Raw genomic sequence first — 24,735 nt, forward strand, 5'->3', positions numbered from 1 at the left:
ATTTCGTTAACTTAATATTAGGTTTTTATTTGAAACACTTTTCTATCTTTGAGCCTGACAATGTGACTGAATATAGTCATAATGCTTCGGCATTTTTAGCACCGTATCACGAATAGTGCTTACATTCTCATTTAATGTATTGGCTAAATTTTCGCTATGAAACGCATCTAATAAAGGGTGATATTTTTTTGGGCGTATTTTCATACCTTCTAAAATAGAATACCAACTATCACTGCTAAAAAACTGTCCAGGAATGTCTTCGACAACCCCTCTTTCTTTAAATAAGTGTATTTTTTCCTTTAATGTTTCGGGAATTTCCATGGTTTGACACCATTGCCAAAATTTAGAGTCAGATCGTGTTGATGTGCAATAATGAAGAACAATAAAGTCTCGAATTTCTATGTAATCGATATCAATTTTTTGATTAAACACTTGTTCGTTGTATGTATCAAAGTCTTTATCGGGTAAATACTTAATAAAGTGAACGAGAGTTTTATAAATAAGATGTATAGCTGTAGACTCCAATGGCTCTAAAAAACCAGAAGCAAGCCCTAAAGCCAAACAATTATTGTGTAATATTTTTTTGCGCTTACCTGTAACAAATGGAATAACTCGAGGTTCATTAAGAACTGTACCACTGACATTCGTCAGTAAAGTCTTTATCGCCTGTTCATCATTACAAAACTGATTAGAAAACACATAACCATTGCCAGTTCGGTGTTGCAATGGAATTTTCCAAGACCAGCCAGCATCTTGTGCTGTTGCAATTGTATATGGGACAGGTTGACCATCTTGCTCAGTTTGTACAACTACTGCACGATTACAAGGCAATAAATGGGACCAATCTTCATATTCAACCTTTAACGACTTTTCAATTAAAAGGCCCTTGAAACCAGTACAATCAATGAAAAAGTCACTTGAAACTGTTGCTTCATTATCTAAAATTAAGTCTTGTATAAATTTATTTCCATCAAGATTAACTTCGTTAACTGTTGCTTCAATTCGAGCAACACCACGTTGAGCACAAAGTTCACGTAAATAATTAGCCACTTTAACAGCATCTAAATGTAAAGCGTGGGCATAACTTGATAATACCCAATCTTGTGATTGATTTGGGCGCAACATAAAACGCTCATGCTCTGCCATAATAGCGCTTGGGGAATAATCTAACCAACGTGTTAATTGCCCATCAGCAAGAGATTTTAGCCAAGCCTGATAAAAATCAAACCCATTGACTCCTTTACCGACTCGACCAAAGGGATGAAAATAACTTTCTTCTGGTGTTTGCCAGTTATCAAACCGTATACCTAATTTAAAACTGGCGGACGTTGCTTGTATAAATTCTTTAAGATTAATTTGGCACGTTTGTAAAAAGTCCATTATTGACGGTACTGTAGACTCGCCCACTCCTATTGTTGCAATATCAGGTGACTCAATAACGGTGATCTTAATATTGCTACCTCTTGTGGCTGATGACAGTAACGTTGCGGCCATCCAGCCAGCAGTACCACCACCAACAATACAAATAGATTTTAAAGGGTTTTGCATAATGAAGCCGTTTGTAGAGTAAAAGAACTTTTGAATATTAAATAATTTTTTGAGTGATATTGAATATAAAGCCAACTAAAGTGTAATAAACTGCACAATATCACTACTGTGCAGTTTATAGCCTTTATCAATAGCGTTTGCTACTAGAAAGTGGCACGAACACTTAACGCATAACGACGATCAGTCGTAAAGCTTAAGGCATCAGTTTTCAGACCTTCCTGATTCATTTGATATTGAGTCTTAGTATCATCATTAAGTAAGTTACTACCCTCAATGCCAATTTTCCAGTTTTCATTGATGGTATAATAAAAGCTCGCATCCATCATACCTGAGGCTTCAGAATATGCAGGTGCATATTCTTCAGATTCGCGTAATGTCAGCAAATATTCAGAACGCCATGTATAGGCAAGACGGAATGAAATATTTTCATATTCATACATACCAACAATATTCATATTTTTATCTGAATAGCCCTGTAAAGGCAAACCGCTAAATGCTCTAAAAGAATGACGGTTGTCATCAACTCTTGAGCCATCTTCTTTAAAGCCTAAAGTTCCTTCACCAACATCATTTGGATCTTCTAACCCTGATTGATCAATATAAGTAAAGTTAAACTGTAAACCTAAACCACCCCATGCTCCTGGTAACATATCGTAGAATTGTGAATATGAAAATTCAATCCCACGAATAGTACCAGAACCTGTATTGTCCGGACCATAAGCGGCTACATCATAGTTTTCGCCATTAAACTCAACATCAAGATCAAAACGTTTGTTACGGATTATGTTGTCGAGCTTTTTATGAAATAAACCAACCGTCAAAAAGCCTGCATCAGCAAAATACCATTCAGTTGTTAAGTCTAAATTAATAGACTCTTCTGGCTCTAGGTATGGGTTACTCGCCAACGCTGTTAAATTCATATTATCAAGTGCAATAATAGGGTTAGTTTCATCACTTTGAGGTAAAGAAGGGTCTTGTAAACGAGTAGTATAGTCAAGACTCATTACCGTGAGGTTTCGTGTATCTAGTAAGCTTGGGTAATACAAACCTTTTGATGCACCAAAACGAATGACGACTTCTTCCGTTAAACCATAGTTCAAGTTTAAGCTTGGTAACACCGTTGTATAATCGGTACCATTAACTGTCGTTAATAATGAATCACCGTTAGCCAAGTCATAAAGCGCTTTATGATCACGTTGCATGACCTCGTTACGTGAAGTGCCTTCGTCACCACGAGAAGAGATTAATGGCTGTACTAATGCACCAGTCGACTCTAAATCATACTTAACATAACGCAAACCGATATTTCCTTTCAACGGAATATCATGATCAAGAAAGTCAAAATCACCTCGTATATAAAACTCAGTGCGTTTTTCATTAATTGAACTAATATTGTGCGCGGCAAAAGGCCCTTCAACACGATTAGGTTTATCAGCGTAAGGAACATACGTGCCTGTACAAACCCCCCCATTTGCTGCACTCAAAGTAGCGTTATGCCAACCGTCCTGACACCCTTGACGTAAAGAATTAGCATAATCTTTAACTAAATCCATTCTTGGAAATAAGAAATTATTAACACCGCCTAATAGGACATCTCCGTTATAAAAATCTGAAAAATCAACTTGTTCAAATAATTCAGGTCTGTTTATTGCACCTGCAGCAATTCGATCAGCCTCTACCCAAGGTGTACCAATAGCAGACCAGCCTTCGTAATTGGTATCACGAACAGTTAAGTCTTTATCTGAATGATAAAAACCACCTTTAACAACAGTCATAACCCCGTCGAGTTCATAAGAAACATCAAATTGAAAACTGTCAGACTTAGCCGTATTATATTCTTCTTGTTCCATACCTGAGGCCAAAAACAAGTTTGGCTCTGTCATGATAGGATTACCATCAGCATCTGGGGCATATCCAGGTGTTAATATGTTATCGCTAAGATACTCAATAGTTGGTCTTGAACCGGTTAAATCAAGGTAATAAGGCGAAACGTTGGCCACGTGACCACCACGCGTTTGACCTGCCATACTATAATTATGTACAACTTGTTCAGAATCTATGTTTTGATAATCAAACGCTAAAACTAAACGTTCATTTGGTTTGAAAATTAAATTAAAAGAAGTATCTTCTACCGTATTTTCATTGTAATTCCAGCGACTGCGATACATTAATGGAACGCCGGTATGTGTCCCCAATGCAACGCCTGAGGTTAAAAAGCCATTATCATCAAATGTACGTTCGTAACCTTCCCCTCCATCAATCCAATCGTGTGAAGAACGTAAATCTGAAACAAAACCTTGAGCTGCTTGACCTATTTGGTTTTCACGATATTCGAGAGATGCTTTAGAGTTAATATGCTCTAAAGTGGCGGTAATTCGCTCATCTGTGCTTTGCCATTGTAATGAAGCGGTAATCCCTTGGCGTTTACGATCGTTTTCAGCTGTACTCATGTGTATAGCCGCTGGCGTGTAATAGGTAACACCTTCTGGTTGATCTGAAATTGCAGTACCTTCATACAGAGGTGTATATGCAGCTGAATCAGCATCTGTATATTGCACAGTGTCTTCATAGCCCATGCCCTCACAACTACGCCACCCAGTATCACCAGGCACACAAGGGTTTGAATATTGTCCAGGAACGACACCAGGTGTTGCTGTTCCCCATTCATCATAAGAAAACTTATCAGAAGGGCCGCGGCTATGAAAATTACCTAAACCTACCCCATCACCACGAGTTTGGTATTCTGATTTTGAAGCAGCAACAAGTACACCAAATTTACCTGCATCCGTCTCCCAGTTATCAGAGAAAAGCGCTGAAAAAGAAGGGGTTGTTTCTTCTCTAAAGTCAGCATAGTTAGCTTTTGCGTTAAATGAAAATAAGCGTTTATCAGAATCAAATGGCTTACGAGTAATAAGGTTAACCGTACCTGCGATACCCCCAGAGATGAGATCTGCCGTTTGGTTTTTAACAACTTCTACTGCCCCTAATAATTCAGCAGGAAAGTCTTCATAACTAAGACCACCATAAGGGTTTGCACTAAATGCATCTCGGCCGTTAATTTCAGAACGCACTCGATCAAGGCCACGTACTAATACCCCTGTTCCTTCATCAGCATAATGTTTTGGATCACTCGATGATGCAAAACGCTCAATAGTTACACCAGGTACACGCTGAAGTGCTTCGGTAACCGATTTATCAGGTAACGCACCAATATCTGTTGCTGTTATAACATCCTTTACTGTGTCAGCATATTGCTTTAAGAGCTGGCCACTTTGTATACTTTGACGCATACCACGAACTTCAATAACCTCCGTGACATCATCTGCTTTTGTCTCAGCAGTTTCAGTCTCTTGAGCTATAGCAGTTGTAGAAAGTGAGCAACTAATCGCTGCTGAAATAGCGATTACTAAACGTTTTCTCTCAAATTTACTAGACATGTTTAACCCTCAATGTATTTTTATAATTTTGGTTTTCTAATAATGTTTATGCCTTTGTTTTGTAACCTTAACGCTCTGACAGCGTTGTCATTTTTATCCGTAAACATTAGTACAAATAATACGTAAAAACAAGTGTATGCAAATACAACAAATATAATTGTCCAATTAAAGTAACGCTTTAATCCTTTTATTACTCAATTGCGTAAATACTCTTCACTAAATTAGGTATAAATTAATCTATAGCACACTACTTTTTTAAGTTAAGTTACAAATTAACATGCTACTCAAGGCAATACCGTTACTTTTTAACACTTATTGATACCCAAAATCAACCACTTTTTAATCTACTAGTGATTTTCTTTTAATAACGGCAGTTTAGAATAAATTTAATAAAGGGCTTTAGTGAATAGATGTTAAAGAATCAATGGTAAAAGAACCACTAAATGTAAAAAGCCGATTCATAATGAATCGGCTTTAAAATATATTTTATAGTTTAGTGGTGCGGATGGGGGGACTTGAACCCCCACGACCTAAGTCACCAGCCCCTCAAGCTGGCGCGTCTACCAATTCCGCCACATCCGCGCAATACTAAACTATGTTAACTCGTTTTGAGGTAAATAAGTTGATTTAATCTGGAATATCACTATCTTTAGCTTTAGTGCTATCTTGCACTGTTGCTGCAGGAACATCGCTATTCTCAATTACCTGAGGCTCAACACTACCAGAAGGAATTCCATCTACTTGTTCTGTAACAGGAGCAGCAAGATCATTCCATTCATCAGTCGCTTTAACACGATTAGCAGTAAGGTTACCCAAAACTAAACTAATGATGAAAAAAGCAACCGCCAACCATGTAGTTGTTTTTGTTAAGAAGTTGCCCGAACCGCTTGAACCAAAGATGGTCGCCGATGAACCAGCACCAAAAGATGCGCCCATATCTGCGCCTTTACCCTGTTGGATTAAAACTAAACCAATCAAGCAAAGTGCTACGATTAGGTAAACTACGATCAAAATTTGATACAACATTGTTATTGTCCTTTCGCTGTCGAACAAATTACACTGAATTCTTCGACTTTTAAACTAGCTCCACCGATAAGACCACCGTCTATATCTGTTTGAGCGAATAATTGTTCACAATTACCTTCGTTGACGCTACCGCCATATAACAAAGGAACCTTTTGTGCGACTATATCACTTTCATTCGCTAAATATTGTCGAATAAAAGCATGTGTTTCTTGTGCCATTTCTGGCGAAGCGGTTTTACCCGTACCAATTGCCCAAACAGGCTCATACGCGATAACCACTTCAGTAAATTTTTCTATGCCTATCTCATCAATCACAGGCTGTATTTGTGATGCAAGCACAGCTTCAGTTTTTTCTGCTGTACGTTCTTGCTCACTTTCACCAATACATAATATCGGTGTTAAGTTATCTTCAAGTGCCTTAGCTACTTTCAGAGCAATTAAATTGCTTGTTTCTTGATATAAGCTTCTTCGCTCTGAATGTCCCAAAATAACATAATTAACAGACAGTTCACTAAGCATTTCTGATGAAACTTCACCAGTATATGCACCGTTTTGCTGTTCACTCATATTTTGAGCACCTAAACAAAATTTATTTGATAAATTCTGCTTTGTACTTTCGTTGGAATATGCAGCTAAATAAGGAAAGCTAGGACAAACAACAACTTTTACGTTTGAAGCAAGTTCAACCTGCTTTAATCCGCTTATCATTTCTTTTACTAAAGAGAGGCTACCATTCATTTTCCAATTGGCAGCAACTATTGCTTGTCTGGTCATTTATCTTTCCTAAATTTAAGCGGCGAGATATTAACTAACCTCGCCACAAGATACAAGCTTTTCACTTAATATCTTGTTCATTTGCTCATATTTCAACCCATTAGCATGCTTTTTTGACAGCATCGGCAATTTCATTAGCCAGGAGTGTCACTTCTTCATGTTCCGGCCCTTCAACCATAACGCGAATTAAAGGCTCCGTACCTGATTTTCTTAACAATACTCTACCACGGCCGGTAAGCTTTTCATTTACGGTATGAACAGCATTCATTACCCCTTCCGTTGTTAAAGGATCATTATCTCCTGCAAAACGGACATTAACCAATACTTGCGGTAATTTAGTCATTCCTTGGCGTAGCTCATTAAGTGATTTCTTACTAGAACAAATCGCTGTTAGAACATTCAACGCCGCAATAATACCATCGCCGGTAGATGTATGACTTAAGTTAATAACATGGCCAGAATTTTCAGCGCCTAACTGCCAACCATTTTCTTTTAACATTTCCATTACATAGCGATCACCAACATTACTTCGAGCAAACGGTACACCCATATCAGCTAATGCCAATTCTAGTCCCATATTACTCATTAATGTGCCAACAACACCACCACGAATATTACCAGATTTTAAATCGTTACAAGCAATAACAAATACACATTCATCACCATCAACAACATAGCCTGTGTGGTCAACCATCATCAAACGATCGCCATCACCGTCTAGTGCTATACCAAGATCTGCATTATGCTCTAAAACAGCAGCGCTAATCGCATCCATAGAGGTTGCACCACAGCCATCGTTTATATTTTTCCCATTAGGTGAGCCACCAATAACAATAACCTCAGCACCTAGCTCTCTAAAAACATTAGGTGCAATATGATACGTCGCCCCATGAGCACAATCGACTACAAGTTTCATGCCTGAAAGAGAGTACTGACTTGGAAAGTTACTTTTACAAAACTCAATATAACGCCCCGCTGCATCATCAATACGATTAGCCTTGCCTAAATGACTTGATTCAACACATCCCATAGGTTTGTCAAGTTCAGCTTCTATCGCTTGCTCAACATCATCTGGAAGCTTTTGACCATCTTGTGAGAAAAATTTAATGCCATTATCATAAAAAGGATTATGTGACGCGCTGATCACTATTCCCGCTTCGGCGCGAAACGTTTTAGTTAAATAAGCGATACCCGGCGTTGGCATTGGCCCAAGTAACCCAATATCAACACCTGCGGCTGAGAAGCCCGCTTCAAGTGATGATTCAAGCATATAACCAGAAATACGTGTATCTTTACCAATTAATACTTTTTTTGTGCCTTGAGCAGCCAATACTTTACCTGCTGCATAGCCCAATCTCATCACAAAATCAGGTGTTATTGGGTACTGCCCAACTAAACCTCTGATCCCGTCGGTACCAAAATATTTTCTCTCTGACATACAAGTCTCCCTTGTCAGTTATTATTTATTGTTTTGTGCTGTCGCTAATACGCGTAACGCATCAACAGTTTCTTTTACATCATGCACGCGGATAATATGCGCGCCATTTTGTGCGGCTAATAAAGCGGTCGCTAAACTGCCTGCTAATCTCTCTTGTGGTGGGCAATTTAATAAATTGCCAATCATAGACTTTCTTGATGTTCCCGACAATATAGGTAATTTAAAACTCGAAAATTCTTGTAAATTGGCAAGTAATTTATAATTCTGTTCAAGTGTTTTTCCAAAGCCAAAACCTGGATCGAGTATTATTCTTTGCCGCTCTATGCCTGCTTTTTGGCATTGCTCTATTCGCTGCTGAAAAAACAATTTAATATCTTCAATCAAATCATTATAAATAGGAGCTACCTGCATAGTTCTTGGTTTACCCTGCATATGCATCAAACAGATAGGAATATCTGTTTGCGCTGCCACTTCAATACACCCCTTATTTTGTAAAGCTCTCACGTCATTAATGATATCAACGCCATGTATTATTGACTCAGCCATCACTGAGGCTTTACTCGTATCTATTGAAATTAGAATATCAAATCGTGACCTAATGGCTTTTAATAAAGGTATCGTGCGTTCTAATTCGTCTTTATCGCTTACTTCTGCTGCGCCTGGTCGTGTTGATTCGCCACCAATATCAATTATTGAAGCACCTTCTGAAATCATTTTTTCAACTTGATGAAGTGCCAAGTCAATATTATTGAATTTTCCGCCATCGGAGAAAGAATCAGGAGTCACATTAACAATCCCCATAACCTTAGGCTGAGTTAAATCAAGCTTAAAGCGAGAACAAACGGATAAATTAGCTGTAGGACCAGTCAGCATGTTAAACACTACCTTTTTATTATACCAATCGAACTATGAGTTAATACGATTGGTTTAAATAAGCTTATCAATCATATTATAAAACAAAGCCTCGATAATCGAGGCTTTGTTGACAGTTTTATTACATTAATATGCTGTTTAACTTGCAGCGTCTGATGGCTTATTTAAATCAGGCTGTACTTCAGCTTTAGCTGTAGGTGGCTTATCTGAGTCTGAATGATTATCCCATTCAGCAGCAGGTTTACGTACTTCTCTACGTTCCATCAAATCATCTATTTGACCCGCGTCAATAGTTTCATAATGCATAAGTGCATCTTTCATTGCATGTAAAATATCTTCGTTCTCTTTAAGAACTCTTTCCGCACGTTGATAGTTACGATTAACAAACTCTTTAATCTCTTCATCAATGGCTTTTGCCGTTTCATCTGACATATTTAACGATTTTGATGAAGTACGACCTAAGAATACTTCGCCTTCTTCTTCAGCAAAAAGCATCGGCCCCATTTTTTCAGAGAAGCCCCATTGTGTCACCATTTTACGTGCTAATTGTGTTGCACGCTCAATGTCATTTGAAGCGCCAGTAGAGACTTTGTCAAAACCATAAATCATTTCTTCTGCAATACGACCACCATATAAAGATGAAATATTGCTCTCTAAATGTTGTTTACTGTGACTAAAACGATCTTGCTCAGGTAAATACATAGTCACACCTAGCGCACGGCCACGAGGAATAATACTCACTTTATAAACGGGGTCATGATCTGGCATTAAACGACCAACAATGGCATGTCCTGCTTCGTGGTATGCTGTCATTTCTTTTTCGCTTTCAGACATCACCATTGAACGGCGCTCTGCACCCATCAAAATCTTATCCTTAGCTTTTTCAAACTCATCCATTGAAACAGTACGACGAGCTGAGCGTGCAGCAAATAAAGCAGCTTCATTCACTAGGTTGGCTAAATCTGCACCTGAAAAGCCTGGTGTACCACGAGCAATAACCGATGCCTTAACATCGTCACCTAATGGTACTTTACGCATATGCACTTTTAATATTTGTTCACGACCACGGATATCAGGTAGGCCTACAGTGACTTGACGGTCAAAACGGCCAGGTCTCAATAACGCAGGATCTAACACATCTGGACGGTTAGTTGCAGCAATAACAATAACACCTTCATTACCTTCAAAACCATCCATTTCAACTAACATTTGGTTTAGCGTTTGTTCACGTTCATCGTGTCCACCGCCCATACCAGCACCACGCTGACGTCCAACCGCATCAATTTCATCAATAAATATGATACAAGGTGCTGACTTCTTAGCTTGCTCAAACATATCACGAACACGAGAAGCCCCAACACCTACAAACATTTCCACAAAATCTGAACCTGAAATAGTGAAAAAAGGTACTTTAGCTTCACCTGCGATTGCTTTTGCTAATAACGTTTTACCTGTACCTGGTTGACCCACCATAAGTACACCAGATGGAATACGACCACCTAATTTTTGAAATCGTGTTGGATCTTTTAAATAATCAACTAACTCAGAAACTTCTTCTTTTGCTTCATCACAACCTGCAACATCAGCAAACGTAGTTTTAATTTGATCTTCGCTCAATAAGCGAGCTTTACTTTTACCGAAGGACATTGCGCCTTTACCGCCGCCACCTTGCATTTGTCGCATAAAGAATATCCACACGCCAATAAGTAAAATCATTGGGAACCACGAAATAAATATGTTTGTTAACATACTAGGTTCTTCTGGTAGCTCACCTGTAGCATTAACACCTTGCTTAACAAGATCATTAATTAAGTCACGATCATAACCACCAGGGATCACCGTAACAAATTTTTCGCCGCTACGCTTAATGCCTTTAACAACACCTGCTCTGTCAACGCTAGCTTCTCGAACTTGCCCTTGACGAACATCTTGCACAAAACGGGTATAGTCAATTTGTGCGTCGTTACCACTACTTGGAGTGAAGCTTTGAAACACTGACATTAGTACAACGGCTATTACTAACCACAAAATAAGATTTTTTGCCATATCGCTCAACTTAATGACCTCTTTTAAAATTCACATCACTATTCTAACTGATGTAAGTATATAATTTCAGATTAATTCAGACTAATTTACTACAATTTAAACCCTGTCGCTACTAGATATACCTCTCGAGACCTAGCTCTTGATGATTCAGGTTTTCGAGTTTTCACAATATTGAAGACATTTCTAACTTCTTTCATAAATTGTTCAAAGCCTTGGCCTTGAAATACTTTTACTACAAAAGCGCCATTTTTCTTCAATACTTGATGACACATATCTAAAGCTAACTCTACTAGATACATGCTTCTTGCTGCATCGGCAGCGTCGTTACCAGTAAAATTTGCTGCCATATCAGACATAACAACATCAATATTTTTTCCATCTATTCTTGTTAATAAAGCATCTAAAACAGCTTCTTCTCGAAAATCACCTTGAAGAAAATCAACTCCAACTATAGGGTCGATGGGTAAAATATCACAAGCAATAACTTGACCTGAATCCCCGACGGCTTTTACAGCATATTCAGACCAACCTCCAGGTGCTGCACCAAGGTCAACTACCTTCATTCCAGATTTGATTAATTTATCTTTATTATTGATTTCTTCAATTTTAAAATATGCCCGTGAACGTAAACCAAGCTTTTGAGCTTTTTTTACATACTCATCATCGAAATGTTCTTGCATCCAACGCTGACTGCTTTGGGTTAATTTTTTCTTACTCATCTATCTCTCAAATAAAATTTTACCTGCTCAGCATTATAAACAAGCAAAAAACAATACTTACATTCAAATAATATAAGCTCGTGTTGACCTAGTATTACAAACAAGATGAGGGTAAAATAGCTTTAATTCAAGCTAACTTGTAACGAAAATTGTTAATGAGCCTAAATAATAAACAAATTCAACATTTAAAAGGTTTAGCACACTCGCTAAAACCTATCGTTTTACTTGGTAACAACGGACTTACTGAAGCAGTTGTTGCTGAAATTGATTATGCATTAAATCATCATGAATTAATTAAAATTAAAATTCCAACAGATGACCGCGAAAATAAAGCCTTGATAGTTGACGCTATTGTTCGTGAAACAAAAGGTACTAAAGTGCAAGTTATTGGTAAGACACTTATACTTTACAGAGAGTCTGCTGAAAAGAAAATTCGTATACCTAAATTTTAAATTCCATTTTCGCTATATGTATACTTTTAATAAATTATACATATAGCCAAACAACGATTTCGAATATAAAACCACAACATTTTAAATCAACAAGTTCAAACAAATCATAAATGTGGTTGCTTACTATATTAGCAAGCATTAATATAAAGGCATAATTTTATTAATCACTCGTTATTATGATCTCTCCCATTTCAGAACTGGTTAAACAAGCAAAGCAGAACATTTCAACAATATCAGCACAGGATGCCAAAGTGTTTTCTGAGCAACATCAATGCTTAATCATTGATGTACGCGAAGCTGGAGAAGTACAAACAAGTGCAATAAAAAATTCTATTTCTATTCCTCGTGGTGTGCTTGAAATACATGTGACTTCAAAATGTAATGATGTCAACATGCCGATTTTAGTCCATTGCCAAACAGGAGGTCGCGCATGTTTAGCGACAGAGCAGTTATTAAAAATGGGCTACAAAAACGTTAAAGCAATTACGGCGACTCATCAAGAAATGTGTGAATATTTTAACCTATAATACCACTGAGTTTACTTTAATATAGTATAGCAAAAAGCCCTTTAACCTAACGATTAAAGGGCTTTTTAATTAATCAATAACGCTAAAATTAAATATGCTCTACCGCAATTATTTCATACTCAACCACACCACCTGGCGTTTTAATTTCTATTTCAGTATCAACTTCTTTTCCAATTAAACCTCTAGCAATAGGAGAACTAATTGAAATACGGTTATTTTTGATATCTGCTTCATCATCACCAACAATTTGGTATTTCACTTCAGCTTCAGTATCTATATTAAGCAATGTTACCGTAACACCAAAAATCACTTTACCGCGATTAGGAATTTTCGCGATATCAATAATTTGCGCATTACTCAGTTTGCCTTCAATTTCCTGAATGCGTCCTTCACAAAAGCCCTGTTCTTCACGCGCAGCATGATATTCAGCATTTTCTTTAAGATCACCATGCTCACGGGCATCAGCAATATCATTTACTATTCTTGGTCGCTTAACAGTTTTAAGATAATTAAGTTCGTCACGTAGTGCATCTGCACCCTGTACTGTCATTGGATATTGGTTCATTCTTTATCTTCTTTTATTCATAATTTTTCGCAGAAGTTAACTAAAAAGTGGTTTTTTCGCTTGAAAAAACCACTTTAACTATTAACCCATGGGTTAATTTAATAGCTTATTGTAACTTAACTACATTGTTTGTGAAGCTCTTGAATTGACGTTACTGTATTTCTATCGTCAGCGGCATGCGCTTGGCACGCTGCAAAAGCTGCATTTAGCGTAGTAGTATAAGCAACTTTATAACGTAATGCACCACCACGTAATACTTTAGAGTCTTCAATCGCTTTACGACCTTCAGTCGTGTTAATAATATAGGTATATTCGCTATTTTTAATTCTATCAAGAATATGAGGGCGACCTTCATGTACCTTATTAACACGACGAACAGGTATTCCAGCTTCACGTAAAATGATTTCAGTGCCATGAGTTGCATCTAATTCATATCCAAGTTCAACCATTTGCTTAGCTAAGTCAAGTACTCGTCCTTTATCACTGTTACGAACAGAAATTAATGCTCTACCTGATTTGGGTACTGAAACTCCTGCGCCTAAATTTGCTTTGGCATAGGCTTCTTCAAACGTTCGCCCTACTCCCATGACTTCACCTGTTGAGCGCATTTCTGGCCCAACGAGCGGGTCACTTCCATGGAATTTATTAAATGGAATAACAACTTCTTTTACAGAAAAGTAAGGAGGAATAACTTCTTCTGTCAATCCTAATTCTGCAAGTGTTTTACCAGCCATAACACGAGCGCCTATTTTAGCTAATGGTACTCCCGTTGCTTTCGATACAAAAGGTACTGTTCGAGCTGCACGCGGGTTAACTTCTATTAGGTAAACTTCGTTATTTTTAACCGCCATTTGTGTATTCATTAAGCCAACAACACCTAACTCAAATGCTAAGTCTGTTACTTGCTTACGCATAACATCTTGAACTTCTTTACTTAAGCTATAAGCGGGTAATGAACAGGCAGAATCACCAGAGTGAACACCAGCCTGTTCTATATGCTGCATAATGCCACCAACAACTACATTAGTGCCATCACAAACAACATCAATATCAACTTCAATGGCATCATCTAAGAAATGATCAAGTAAAACAGGAGAATCATTAGAAACACTCACAGCGTCAGTCATATAGCGACGTAAATCTTCTAAATCGTATACGATTTCCATCGCGCGACCACCTAGTACATAAGACGGGCGAACAACAAGAGGAAATCCGATGGCTTCGGCTTTAGCCATTGCTTCATCTAACGATGTCACTGTTGCATTTTCAGGCTGTAATAATCCTAAACGGTCAACGGCTTGTTGGAAACGTTCGCGATCTTCCGCTCTATCGATTGCGTCCGGAGAGGTACCAATTATTGGAACACCTGCAGCTTCTAGAGCACGTGCTAATTTAAGTGGTGTTTGGCCACCATATTGCACAATAACGCCTTTAGGCTGTTCAATACGTACAATTTCAAGCACATCTTCAAAAGTAATCGACTCAAAATATAAGCGATCTGAGGTATCGTAATCGGTTGAAACCGTTTCAGGGTTACAGTTAACCATAATGGTTTCGTAACCATCTTCACGTAACGCTAAAGCGGCGTGTACACAGCAATAATCAAACTCTATCCCTTGCCCGATACGGTTTGGTCCGCCGCCTAAGATCATAATCTTATCATTATCGGTTGGATTTGCTTCGCATTCCTCGTCGTAAGTAGAGTACATATAAGCTGTATCTGAGCTAAACTCAGCAGCACAAGTATCAACGCGTTTAAACACAGGGAAAATTTCTGCATTATGACGCTTTTTACGTATTTCGGTTTCAGAAACACCAATAACATCAGCTAAACGTGCGTCAGAAAATCCTTTACGTTTTAATCTACGTAAATATTCAGGTGTTAAACTTGCCATTCCACCGTCAGCAACAGTTTTTTCTTCTTTTACTAAATCTTCAATTTGCACTAAAAACCATGGATCAATTTTTGTCGCATTAAACACATCATCCATTGTTAAGCCAAGTCGAAAGGCATCAGCTACATACCAAATTCTATCAGCGCCTGCCTCTTGTAATTCATGCATTATCGTAGTTTTTGCGCCTGGTTTGTTAACATCAACCATAGGATCAAAGCCATTAACACCTACTTCTAAACCACGTAAAGCTTTTTGCATTGATTCTTGCTGGTTACGGCCAATAGCCATAACTTCACCTACAGACTTCATCTGAGTCGTTAAACGATCTTCAGAACCTGCAAATTTTTCGAAGTTAAAGCGTGGTATTTTAGTAACCACATAATCAATAGTCGGTTCAAATGATGCAGGTGTTGCACCACCTGTAATATCGTTAGATAATTCGTCAAGTGTGTAGCCTACCGCTAATTTTGCTGCAATTTTTGCAATGGGGAAGCCTGTAGCTTTTGATGCTAACGCTGATGAACGAGAGACGCGCGGGTTCATTTCAATAATTACCATGCGTCCCGTATTAGGACAAATACCAAACTGTACGTTTGAACCACCCGTTTCCACACCAATTTCACGTAAAACAGCAACTGATGCATTACGCATAATTTGGTATTCTTTATCTGTTAATGTCTGTGCGGGTGCGACAGTAATCGAATCTCCTGTATGAATACCCATTGGGTCGAAGTTTTCTATTGAACAAATAATGATACAATTATCATTTTTGTCTCTAACCACTTCCATTTCATATTCTTTCCAACCAATTAATGATTCATCAATCAATAGCTCTGATGTAGGTGAAAGATCTAAACCACGCGTACAGATTTCATCGAATTCTTCACGGTTATAGGCGATACCACCACCCGTTCCACCCATAGTAAATGATGGTCTAATAATACATGGAAAACCAATACGTTTTGACGTTGCGTGTGCTTCTTCAATAGTATGTACAATTTCTGCACGCGGACATTCAAGACCAATATTTTTCATGGCTTGGTCAAAGCGCTCACGGTTTTCTGCTTTATCAATCGCATCGGCAGTTGCACCGATCATTTCAACATTAAATTCTTTTAATACACCCTTTGCTTCAAGCTCTAAGGCACAGTTTAACGCCGTTTGCCCCCCCATTGTTGGTAATACAGCGCAAGGACGTTCTTTTTCAATAATTTTACGAACTACTTCCCAGTGAATTGGCTCAATATATGTTGCATCAGCCATATCGGGATCTGTCATAATCGTTGCAGGATTAGAGTTAACTAAAATAACACGGTAGCCTTCTTCACGTAAGGCTTTACAGGCTTGTGCGCCTGAATAATCAAATTCACAAGCTTGACCAATAACAATTGGACCAGCACCTAAGATCAAGATACTTTTTAAATCGGAACGTTTTGGCATTTTCTCTATTCTCTCTCTTGTCTAGTACTTAAGCTTTTGCTGCTTTGATAAGGTCAATAAAATGATCAAACAATGGTGCTGCATCGTGCGGGCCGGGGCTTGCTTCAGGATGACCTTGAAAACTAAACGCTGCCTTATCTGTACGATGAATTCCTTGTAAAGAACCATCAAAAAGTGATTTATGAGTAACCGTTAAGTTATCAGGTAAATTGTTTTCATCGACTGCAAAACCATGATTTTGTGAAGTGATCATAACGACATTACGTGCAAAGTCTTTTACCGGGTGATTAGCACCATGATGACCGAATTTCATTTTCACTGTTTTAGCGCCACTGGCTAAACCTAACAATTGATGCCCTAAACAGATACCAAATACAGGAATATCTGTAGTTAAAAACTCTTTAATCGCACTAATGGCATAATCACAAGGCTCAGGGTCGCCAGGACCATTTGATAAAAAGATACCATCAGGATTCATTGCTAATACATCTGCTGCAGAAGTTTGCGCAGGAACAACAGTAAGCTTACAACCACGGTCTACTAACATACGTAAAATATTATGCTTTGCACCAAAATCGTAGGCAACCACATGAAAATCAAACTTTTCAGGTGTAATATGACCTTTACCTAATTCCCAGCTACCCTCGGTCCACTGGTAACTCTCTTTTGTTGAAACAACTTTGGCTAAATCCATTCCTTTCAAACCAGGAAAGGCTTTAGCTTGCGCTAATGCTGAGGCTTCATCTATGTTTTCACCCGCAAGAATACAGCCGTTTTGTGCGCCTTTTTCACGTAATATTCGAGTGAGTTTACGTGTATCAATATCAGCAATACCTAAAATATTTTTACTTTTTAAGTAGTCGCTTAAATTTTGTTCATTACGAAAATTACTTGCTAATAAGGGTAAATCACGAATAACTAAACCTTTTGCCCAAATGGTTGAAGATTCTTCATCTTCACTATTGGTTCCCGTATTACCTATATGCGGATAAGTAAGGGTAACAATTTGTTCTGCATAAGAAGGATCTGTAAGAATTTCTTGGTAGCCTGTCATCGCAGTGTTAAACACCACTTCACCAACAGCCGCCCCTTCTGCACCAATAGCGGTGCCCTTAAACACAGTGCCGTCTTCTAGCACCAAAATGGCAGATTTAGTCAATTTAACCTCCGTAAAGAAGAAAGAAACTTAATGTAAGAACAACTAAAAACTTCTATCATTAAGTACAAATGCTTTGCAATAAAAGCGCATAAAAAATGCCAAAAACATCCCTATAGATAAATTTTTGACAAAATCCACTTATTCTACGCTTAAGCTAACCTTTCGTCTAGTGTAAAATGTAAAAACCATCACTTTTTTAGCTTTTTACGCTAAAACATCTAAAAGTAACACTTTTCACTAACTGAATTTAATAAATAGCGTTAAAGTGAGCCCTTCAAGCCTAATACATCTTGCATATCATAATAGCCATTCGGCGCGTTATGTAACCAAAATGCTGCTCTCATTGCCCCTAACGCAAATGTCATACGAGAACTCGCTTTGTGAGTAATTTCTAGGCGTTCACCTAAATCTGCAAAAAATGCAGTATGCTCTCCCACAATATCGCCTGCTCGTACAGTAGCAAATCCTATAGTATCTTTTGCTCGTTCGTCAGTTATACCTTCTCGGCCATATACTGCGCACTTGTTGAGATCTCTACCAAGTGTATCAGCAATTACTTGCCCCATTTTAACCGCTGTTCCAGAAGGAGCATCTTTTTTAAATCTATGATGAGCTTCAAAGATCTCTATATCAGTATAGTCACCAATTGCTTTAGCGGTAATTTCTAATAACTTAAATAGCAAGTTCACACCAACGCTAGTATTAGGCGCAAGTAAAACCGGCATGTTTTCACCAGCCTTCTCAATCACTTTAACTTGTTCTTCGTTAAAACCTGTCGTACCAATAACCAACGCTTTATTATGCTTTTCACACCACCGAATATTTTCAAGAGTAGTATCAATTGATGTAAAATCAATAAATACATCAGCGTGAGATAATTGTTCATTTTCAGTTACTGTTTGAATACCAATAGTACCAATACCAGCTAGTTCGCCAAGATCAAAGCCAACAAACGAGGAAGATGTGCGCACACTACCACCTACCAATTCCACTGATTCATGCTCATGTGCTGCTTGAATTAAATTACGGCCCATGCGGCCACTACAACCCAGTATTGCTACTTTTACTTTCATTTATTCATTACTCTTGTACTAAAACTAATTGTTCATCAAATGTTACGGTATTTTCTACTTCATGAGACATAACATTAACTATATTTAATTTGTTATTTTCTTTAACTAAATGATAACAAGCAAAAAAATCAGCAAAAATATCTTGCTTTGTATCTTTAAATGTCCAATGACCACCTAACATAATGATCGCTTCATTGACCTGCGTAAAGCTTATGTCTTTAAAACTAAACTTTGCAGTATTAGCTTCTTTTAATTGTGTAAATATTTGCCTAAATTCCTCTTCAAATTCTTCACTTGACGTAATTAACACTAATTTGTCAGGTGTACTCAAAGTACAAGGCAATTGATAAAAATTTTGTAATGTTTTTACGTCATATTGTGTAAAACATGAAATGTAATTTTGAATAAAACTTTTTAATTGTTGCTTCACTAACTTAATCCAATAGCCACCATAGATAATCTTGAAAATGTCAGACGAATTATAATTGGCGTATAAAAAAGCCCTCAACAGAGGGCTTTAATTAATTAGCTAACGACGGCTAATAACTCAACGTCGAATACTAATGTTGAATATGGAGGAATCGCACCTTGCGAGCCACGCTCACCATAAGCTAAGTTATAAGGTACGTATAAACGCCATTTTGAACCTTCAGTCATTAACTGTAATGCTTCAGTCCAACCAGCAATAACACCGCCCACTGGGAATTCAGCAGGTTGACCACGATCATAAGAGCTGTCAAATACATCACCATTAATGAATGTACCGTGATAATGTGTACGTACTGTGCTTTGCGCAGTAGGCTTTGCTCCTTCACCCGTTGCTAATACTTCATATTGCAAACCTGATTCAGTTACCGTAACTTCTTCACGTTTAGCATTTTCAGCTAAATAAGCTTCGCCTTCAGCTGATTTTTCTTTAGCTGCAGCTTGCTCAAGTTCTTGTAGTTTTTGAGAAACTACAGAAAAAGCTTCGTTTAAATCTTCGTCTGAAACTTGACTTGCAACATTTGCGATAGCATCTGCTAAACCTGCTTGCACTGCTGATACGTCAAAGTCTTTAAATGGGTTGTTACGTAATTGGTCACCTAATTGACGACCTACGCCATAACTTACGCGTTGTTCAATCGATTCTAATGTATTTTCAGACATGTAATTCACTTATTGTTTAAGTTTGCGATAAAAAATCCGCAAGATAATAACATAAAGTTCATTCCTTCTGTAGGGGGTAATAGTTCGTTTTACTTATTTATTATAATAAATTTACTAAGGGCTAATTAAAGGGGTCATTAAGGAGCTTTACTGACAAACAATTAAAACACCAATTTAATATAGGTGTATTAAGTTGATGTTTTTTACTTAAGTACAATGCACTGGCAACTAAAGTATCAAACTCACTTGTTTTATTTTGCTCTACATCATTTTGCATTGAAGTTTTGCTATTAGAAGGTAAGTTGCTCAGCCCCTTTTTGATATTGTCGATTATTTTATCCGAGATGTTAGATTTTTCAGCTTTAGCAATTAATGCATATTCATCAATAAGTTGCTTCAACATTACGTAACACTCAGCATTTTCTCTAATATGCCCTAGCGGTTGTTCTACTAAACTGGATATCGTCGCCCAAGGAGCCACAAATAAGTACTTTGCCCATACAGCATTAGTAATATCATCTTTAATAGTGACATTAATATTTGCACTCTTAAGATCACTTGCTACCTTATCGATCATTGGTTTTATGTTCAAAAGAGCCTCTTTAGTATGAAAACCAGCTTTAACACCTAAGGTAATATGCGGCTCTCCACCACTATGCTCAATTACGCCATAATCAGCTACTTTACAAATAATATTAGCAAAACCTGTAATTATTTGATGTGACTTTAATCCGTACTTCAATAATCGTTGTTCTATGTCTATCCCGTTCAGTAAGGGGATAACAAAAGTATTAGACGAGCAAATACGGCTTATTTCACTTACTGCTTGCTCGAGCTGATAGGATTTAACCGCAATAAAAATTACATCATATGGCGCACCTGAATTAACTTCAGGCATTATATATTCATTTACATTAACTGAATTTAAAATCGTACTTCCATTTATACTGTTAAGTTGTAACCCATTAGCCTCAATCGCGGCTAATTGTTTACCCCTAGCAATAAAATCGACTTGATGCTGATTTTGTAATAAACGACCACCGAAATAACCGCCAATTGCCCCTGTCCCAAACATTAAATAACGCACAAATATTCCTCTATTTAACTCAACTATTACAAAACTAGTCGTTCATTTAACTTTTTTGTTATAGTCTTCTTCTTTATAGAAAACAATATCAAGTAGAAAAAGTGAATGGCCAACGAAGCAATGCCTAATGAATCCTTAGAAAATAACACAATTAATCACCCTATTGAAAAACGCTTAACCAGTTTACTGCCTTTTGTACTGTTTTTAGTACTATTTTTAGGCACAGGTGTTGTTTTAACGCTACAAGGTGAAGATTTTGCTTTTTACCAACTCCCCGCCAGTATTGCGATAATTCCAGCGGTATTGTTTGCTATTTACTTAGGGAAAGAAAGTTTAAACGATAAAGTCGCGCAATTTATTGAGGGTGCTGGCCATCAAAATATTATTACCATGTGTATTATATATTTACTTGCTGGTGCTTTTTCTATTGTAGCCAGTGCAACAGGTAGTGTAGATGCTAGTGTTCAACTGGGTCTGTCAATTTTTCCAGATTATTTATTATTACCAGGCTTATTTATTGTTGCTGCTTTTTTATCAACGGCAATGGGCACATCAATGGGTACTATTGCCGCCATTGCTCCTATTGCCTTAGGTTTTGTTGAAAGTGCAAATTTAGACGCAGGTATTGTAGCTGGTTGTATTATTTCAGGCGCTATTTTTGGTGACAACCTATCCATTATTTCAGATACCACGATTGCATCAACGCGTAGTCAAGGCGCGCATATGAATGACAAGTTTAAGGTTAACTTCAAATTTGCAATTCCTGCGGCGCTTGCCTGTATTCTCATTTATGCTTTTATTGGTACTCCTATTCCACATCAATTAGCAGCAGACATTTCAATTATTGGCTTGATACCTTACATCACAATATTGACCTTAGCCCTAATGGGGGTGAATGTTTTTGCAGTTTTAATTGTCGGCATTATTCTCGCTGCAATTATCGGAATGATAACAGTAGACTATCAACTAAGTGCTTGGATAAATGACATTAATACAGGCTTTTCCAATGTACAGGATATTTTTATCCTCGCATTATTTATTGGTGGCTTAAGTGAATTGGTAAGGCGACAAGGCGGACTTGCCGCACTAACTGATCTGGTACAACGTTTAGCAAAGAGAATAAGTCCTAATAATAATAAACGTGCTTCAGGTATTGGGATCGCGGCATTAGCTTTTAGCTGTAATTTTTTCACTGCTAATAATACCGTTTCAATTATTATTACAGGCGACACTGCCAAAGACCTAGCGACAGAAGGAGAAATTTCTCCTGCACAATCAGCCAGTTTATTAGATATTTTCGCCTGTATAAACCAAGGGTTACTACCTTATGGCGCACAAGCTTTATTATTAGGCGCTACTTTAGGCTTATCACCTGTAGACGTTGTGATCAGCGCATTTTACCCTATGATTTTATTATTTGTTGCTTCATTTACCTTTTGGCGCATGACTAAATAACTTGGTCTGAAGTATTAAATTGATTTCATACTATAAAACCATATTTAAGTTCACTCATATTCATTAACACTTGAGCTATAGTTAACGGAGATGTTTATTACGGTAGTTAGAAATATCAGAATTTAATGAAATAACATATCAAAATAGTGAGGCCGTGATGAGGGATTACTGTTCAAAATGTGGTGAAACCTTCCTAAATGGGCATATCATTACCTGTAAATGTGGGTGCTCTTTATGCTCAAATTGCCTAGCTGTCCATAAACAAAGATATTGTCAGTTATTATTTGATGGTTACGACGGCACAAAACTATGGTTGAGCAAAGCGTTTAATCCACAATTTTTAGATAATATGGATAGTCACTTAGAAAAGCAAAACCCTAAGGTGTGGGTGTTAACTAAAGCATCACCAGAAAAGGTGGTAACAACAATTAATTTTAATACACCAAACCCAAGTCTAAGGCACAAAAAACTGACAATCAATCTAAATGAATACCAACAAAAACTCGTACAGTTCGACAATAATAAAAATAAAGTCCTTATGGATTATATGCATCAACTACAAGCGATTATTACAAAGCAAAGTACGTTAATTTCAGCTGAGAATAAACAATCAAAAGAAGAAGGCTCACATCAAGAAAACTGTAATTCAAATAGTTATAATGCTATCGAAGCCAATCAAACCGCTGACTTTTTTAATTCCTTGACTCAAGTGCAAAAAAAGCATGTTAAAGAAGCGCATTCAAAGCATAATGTAAGAGGCATTACGGGATATTCCGAATATCTAAAAAACATAAATATGTAATAAATTCCGGAGTATAGTTAATACTTTCAAACACCTTTTGCGAATAATTCAATATCAGAGATAGTATCAAGGAGTTATAACGGTGAACGCTATTCGAATAGTAATAATATTATGTTTATTTTCTTTAAACAGTTTTGCTGAAGGCTCATGTACAGCAGACATAAATAAGTATGGGCATCCCTCATATTGTTATTGTGGTGAAGAATATATTTATCATGATAACTCTGGTGCTTGTGAACCTATTGAAAAACCAAATAAAAATCAACAGATACGTATACTCATTGAAGAATCACTCGCTTTAATTCATCAGATTCAAACGTACGAAAATATATCACTTAAAACACCATTAATCATAAAGCTAGAAAGAAAATTGACTACACTAACGCTGGCAATGGACGAGCTAATTTTTTTAAATAAAAATCAACCGAATAAACTCGCACTTTTACAGCGCGAGCTTGAAGCTTCATTAACCCAGATTTCAAAAACTAAAATAAACGACAGTGAAAATAACAAAGAGATTATTAAACAGATCTATTCAACATTGAAAACACTAAAAAATAGCAAAGCGTTAGAACATGCGTCAAAGCAAATAACACCTCTGTAACCCCAATCAAAAAAATAGCTAATAACTTACTAAACAATTAAAGGGGGTTACTCTTTTTGTAAATTATTTAGGGTTCGGACAAGCTGACATTGTATTGTACATTATTTGCCTCGCTTTTTTCTCAGAGCCCAAATCACCTAACTGCCCTAACAAGTAATTTTCAAGCAAAAAAGACGAACGATATTTCGAAATACGGCAATCACAGGCTGCTACATTGTATCTATTACTTGATTCTCTACAGGTCATATCTGCGGTTTGAAAGAAAACACCTGTAAGCAGATAATGAAGTGCTCCCCAGACTATTGCCATCACTATTAAAGGAGAAAGACAACCATTTTTATTCTCTTTTTCTACATCTGCCATTACGTATCCTCTTTAAATTAGGACTTTGAAACGCCTACCAATTTAAACTTTATACTCAATAAACATATAAAGTGATGTTTAATCCACATCTATTTTTAAACGTTCAGGTTCCCATCCATTTGAGATATAACGTTTATCAACTTTATTTTTTTGCCAAGACCTTAAATATACACCTCCACCAATGAAGATAGGCCCGAATGCTTTAGCTGATTCATCGCCATACAAGTGACTATGGTGTCAAACACTAATATTTAATTCATTTTTGGATCCCAATAGACACCATCTCTCACCATTGAATTTAAGA

21 protein-coding genes and 1 tRNA gene are annotated in these 24,735 nt (G+C 37.2%); 5 read left to right on the forward strand and 17 right to left on the reverse strand.

The features are described from left to right. Window positions 1-42: 42 nt before the first annotated feature. The 9 genes from IE155_RS16920 to rlmE form a co-directional block, all read right to left on the reverse strand. Complete coding sequence (locus tag IE155_RS16920; protein WP_189379438.1) at window positions 43-1,548, reverse strand: tryptophan halogenase family protein; 1,506 nt, start codon at window positions 1,546-1,548, stop codon at window positions 43-45. 143 nt (window positions 1,549-1,691) lie between these two features. Continuing rightward, a complete protein-coding gene (locus IE155_RS16925; RefSeq protein WP_189379439.1) occupies window positions 1,692-4,985 on the reverse strand; it encodes a TonB-dependent receptor in 3,294 nt (1,097 codons plus the stop codon). A 497-nt stretch (window positions 4,986-5,482) separates the two neighbouring features. Continuing rightward, window positions 5,483-5,567: transfer RNA gene (locus IE155_RS16930), tRNA-Leu, on the reverse strand. A gap of 45 nt (window positions 5,568-5,612) precedes the next feature. Next, the gene (secG, locus tag IE155_RS16935; protein ID WP_189379462.1) at window positions 5,613-6,008 is read right to left on the reverse strand and encodes a preprotein translocase subunit SecG; all 396 of its coding nucleotides are present in this window, start codon (window positions 6,006-6,008) and stop codon (window positions 5,613-5,615) included. Between the two features lie 5 nt (window positions 6,009-6,013). Next, window positions 6,014-6,784, reverse strand: a complete 771-nt coding sequence (gene tpiA, locus IE155_RS16940; protein WP_189379440.1) for a triose-phosphate isomerase — start codon at window positions 6,782-6,784, stop codon at window positions 6,014-6,016. 100 nt (window positions 6,785-6,884) lie between these two features. Beyond that, entirely contained in the window at window positions 6,885-8,222 is a 1,338-nt protein-coding gene (gene glmM / locus IE155_RS16945; protein ID WP_189379441.1) for a phosphoglucosamine mutase, read from the reverse strand. A 21-nt stretch (window positions 8,223-8,243) separates the two neighbouring features. After that, a complete protein-coding gene (gene folP, locus IE155_RS16950; protein ID WP_189379442.1) occupies window positions 8,244-9,095 on the reverse strand; it encodes a dihydropteroate synthase in 852 nt (283 codons plus the stop codon). A gap of 138 nt (window positions 9,096-9,233) precedes the next feature. Then, the gene (ftsH, locus tag IE155_RS16955) at window positions 9,234-11,141 is read right to left on the reverse strand and encodes an ATP-dependent zinc metalloprotease FtsH (protein WP_373295381.1); all 1,908 of its coding nucleotides are present in this window, start codon (window positions 11,139-11,141) and stop codon (window positions 9,234-9,236) included. An 89-nt stretch (window positions 11,142-11,230) separates the two neighbouring features. Then, window positions 11,231-11,860: a 23S rRNA (uridine(2552)-2'-O)-methyltransferase RlmE gene (gene rlmE, locus IE155_RS16960; RefSeq protein ID WP_189379444.1), complete on the reverse strand. Its 630-nt coding sequence runs from the start codon at window positions 11,858-11,860 to the stop codon at window positions 11,231-11,233. A 155-nt stretch (window positions 11,861-12,015) separates the two neighbouring features. On the opposite strand from rlmE, the gene yhbY reads away from it, so the two are divergent. Together yhbY and IE155_RS16970 are read left to right on the forward strand one after the other, a co-directional pair. Then, window positions 12,016-12,312: a ribosome assembly RNA-binding protein YhbY gene (gene yhbY / locus IE155_RS16965; protein WP_189379445.1), complete on the forward strand. Its 297-nt coding sequence runs from the start codon at window positions 12,016-12,018 to the stop codon at window positions 12,310-12,312. Window positions 12,313-12,488: 176 nt separating this feature from the next. Beyond that, window positions 12,489-12,839 (forward strand): rhodanese-like domain-containing protein, encoded by a 351-nt coding sequence (locus IE155_RS16970; RefSeq protein WP_189379446.1) that lies wholly within the window; start codon window positions 12,489-12,491, stop codon window positions 12,837-12,839. An 88-nt stretch (window positions 12,840-12,927) separates the two neighbouring features. Here the strand turns inward: IE155_RS16970 and greA are convergent, their stop codons facing one another. The 7 genes from greA to IE155_RS17005 all read right to left on the reverse strand — a co-directional run bounded on the left by greA (window position 12,928) and on the right by IE155_RS17005 (window position 21,207). After that, window positions 12,928-13,404, reverse strand: coding sequence for a transcription elongation factor GreA (gene greA, locus IE155_RS16975; RefSeq protein WP_189379447.1), 477 nt, complete (start codon window positions 13,402-13,404; stop codon window positions 12,928-12,930). A 116-nt stretch (window positions 13,405-13,520) separates the two neighbouring features. Beyond that, window positions 13,521-16,739 (reverse strand): carbamoyl-phosphate synthase large subunit, encoded by a 3,219-nt coding sequence (carB, locus tag IE155_RS16980; RefSeq protein WP_189379448.1) that lies wholly within the window; start codon window positions 16,737-16,739, stop codon window positions 13,521-13,523. Between the two features lie 28 nt (window positions 16,740-16,767). Further along, a complete protein-coding gene (gene carA / locus IE155_RS16985) occupies window positions 16,768-17,898 on the reverse strand; it encodes a glutamine-hydrolyzing carbamoyl-phosphate synthase small subunit (RefSeq protein ID WP_189379449.1) in 1,131 nt (376 codons plus the stop codon). 260 nt (window positions 17,899-18,158) lie between these two features. Beyond that, window positions 18,159-18,971: a 4-hydroxy-tetrahydrodipicolinate reductase gene (gene dapB / locus IE155_RS16990; protein ID WP_189379450.1), complete on the reverse strand. Its 813-nt coding sequence runs from the start codon at window positions 18,969-18,971 to the stop codon at window positions 18,159-18,161. Between the two features lie 7 nt (window positions 18,972-18,978). Further along, window positions 18,979-19,401: a DUF6841 family protein gene (locus tag IE155_RS16995; RefSeq protein WP_189379451.1), complete on the reverse strand. Its 423-nt coding sequence runs from the start codon at window positions 19,399-19,401 to the stop codon at window positions 18,979-18,981. 95 nt (window positions 19,402-19,496) lie between these two features. Further along, window positions 19,497-20,120 carry a BamJ family beta-barrel-assembly machinery protein gene (gene bamJ, locus IE155_RS17000; RefSeq protein WP_189379452.1) on the reverse strand — a complete coding sequence of 208 codons (624 nt, stop codon included), beginning with the start codon at window positions 20,118-20,120 and terminating at the stop codon, window positions 19,497-19,499. 121 nt (window positions 20,121-20,241) lie between these two features. Next, window positions 20,242-21,207 carry a ketopantoate reductase family protein gene (locus IE155_RS17005; protein WP_189379453.1) on the reverse strand — a complete coding sequence of 322 codons (966 nt, stop codon included), beginning with the start codon at window positions 21,205-21,207 and terminating at the stop codon, window positions 20,242-20,244. Between the two features lie 105 nt (window positions 21,208-21,312). Between IE155_RS17005 and IE155_RS17010 the strand changes: the two genes are divergently transcribed. The 3 genes from IE155_RS17010 (at window position 21,313) to IE155_RS17020 (ending at window position 24,068) form a co-directional block, all read left to right on the forward strand. Beyond that, complete coding sequence (locus IE155_RS17010; RefSeq protein WP_229817424.1) at window positions 21,313-22,662, forward strand: Na+/H+ antiporter NhaC family protein; 1,350 nt, start codon at window positions 21,313-21,315, stop codon at window positions 22,660-22,662. 157 nt (window positions 22,663-22,819) lie between these two features. Beyond that, window positions 22,820-23,464, forward strand: coding sequence for a hypothetical protein (locus IE155_RS17015; RefSeq protein WP_189379454.1), 645 nt, complete (start codon window positions 22,820-22,822; stop codon window positions 23,462-23,464). Window positions 23,465-23,546: 82 nt separating this feature from the next. Continuing rightward, window positions 23,547-24,068, forward strand: a complete 522-nt coding sequence (locus tag IE155_RS17020) for a hypothetical protein (protein ID WP_189379455.1) — start codon at window positions 23,547-23,549, stop codon at window positions 24,066-24,068. A 63-nt stretch (window positions 24,069-24,131) separates the two neighbouring features. On the opposite strand, the gene IE155_RS17025 is transcribed toward IE155_RS17020, so the two are convergent. Then, on the reverse strand, window positions 24,132-24,431 hold the full coding sequence (locus IE155_RS17025) for a hypothetical protein (protein ID WP_189379456.1): 300 nt from the start codon (window positions 24,429-24,431) through the stop codon (window positions 24,132-24,134). Window positions 24,432-24,735 lie beyond the last annotated feature (304 nt).

It is taken from the genome of Thalassotalea profundi, from assembly GCF_014653195.1.
Classification (GTDB): Bacteria; Pseudomonadota; Gammaproteobacteria; order Enterobacterales; family Alteromonadaceae; genus Thalassotalea_B; species Thalassotalea_B profundi.

Bases quoted from the DNA above. Each gene is read 5' to 3' on its own strand.
- IE155_RS17025 (WP_189379456.1), bottom strand. From the start codon at position 24,431: ATGGCAGATGTAGAAAAAGAGAATAAAAATGGTTGTCTTTCTCCTTTA.
- carB (WP_189379448.1), bottom strand. From the start codon at position 16,739: ATGCCAAAACGTTCCGATTTAAAAAGTATCTTGATCTTAGGTGCTGGT.
- bamJ (WP_189379452.1), bottom strand. From the start codon at position 20,120: ATGTCTGAAAATACATTAGAATCGATTGAACAACGCGTAAGTTATGGC.
- rlmE (WP_189379444.1), bottom strand. From the start codon at position 11,860: ATGAGTAAGAAAAAATTAACCCAAAGCAGTCAGCGTTGGATGCAAGAA.
- dapB (WP_189379450.1), bottom strand. From the start codon at position 18,971: ATGAAAGTAAAAGTAGCAATACTGGGTTGTAGTGGCCGCATGGGCCGT.
- yhbY (WP_189379445.1), top strand. From the start codon at position 12,016: ATGAGCCTAAATAATAAACAAATTCAACATTTAAAAGGTTTAGCACAC.
- folP (WP_189379442.1), bottom strand. From the start codon at position 9,095: ATGCTGACTGGTCCTACAGCTAATTTATCCGTTTGTTCTCGCTTTAAG.
- glmM (WP_189379441.1), bottom strand. From the start codon at position 8,222: ATGTCAGAGAGAAAATATTTTGGTACCGACGGGATCAGAGGTTTAGTT.
- tpiA (WP_189379440.1), bottom strand. From the start codon at position 6,784: ATGACCAGACAAGCAATAGTTGCTGCCAATTGGAAAATGAATGGTAGC.
- ftsH (WP_373295381.1), bottom strand. From the start codon at position 11,141: ATGGCAAAAAATCTTATTTTGTGGTTAGTAATAGCCGTTGTACTAATG.
- IE155_RS17010 (WP_229817424.1), top strand. From the start codon at position 21,313: ATGGCCAACGAAGCAATGCCTAATGAATCCTTAGAAAATAACACAATT.
- IE155_RS16925 (WP_189379439.1), bottom strand. From the start codon at position 4,985: ATGTCTAGTAAATTTGAGAGAAAACGTTTAGTAATCGCTATTTCAGCA.
- greA (WP_189379447.1), bottom strand. From the start codon at position 13,404: ATGAACCAATATCCAATGACAGTACAGGGTGCAGATGCACTACGTGAC.
- IE155_RS17015 (WP_189379454.1), top strand. From the start codon at position 22,820: ATGAGGGATTACTGTTCAAAATGTGGTGAAACCTTCCTAAATGGGCAT.
- IE155_RS16920 (WP_189379438.1), bottom strand. From the start codon at position 1,548: ATGCAAAACCCTTTAAAATCTATTTGTATTGTTGGTGGTGGTACTGCT.
- IE155_RS16970 (WP_189379446.1), top strand. From the start codon at position 12,489: ATGATCTCTCCCATTTCAGAACTGGTTAAACAAGCAAAGCAGAACATT.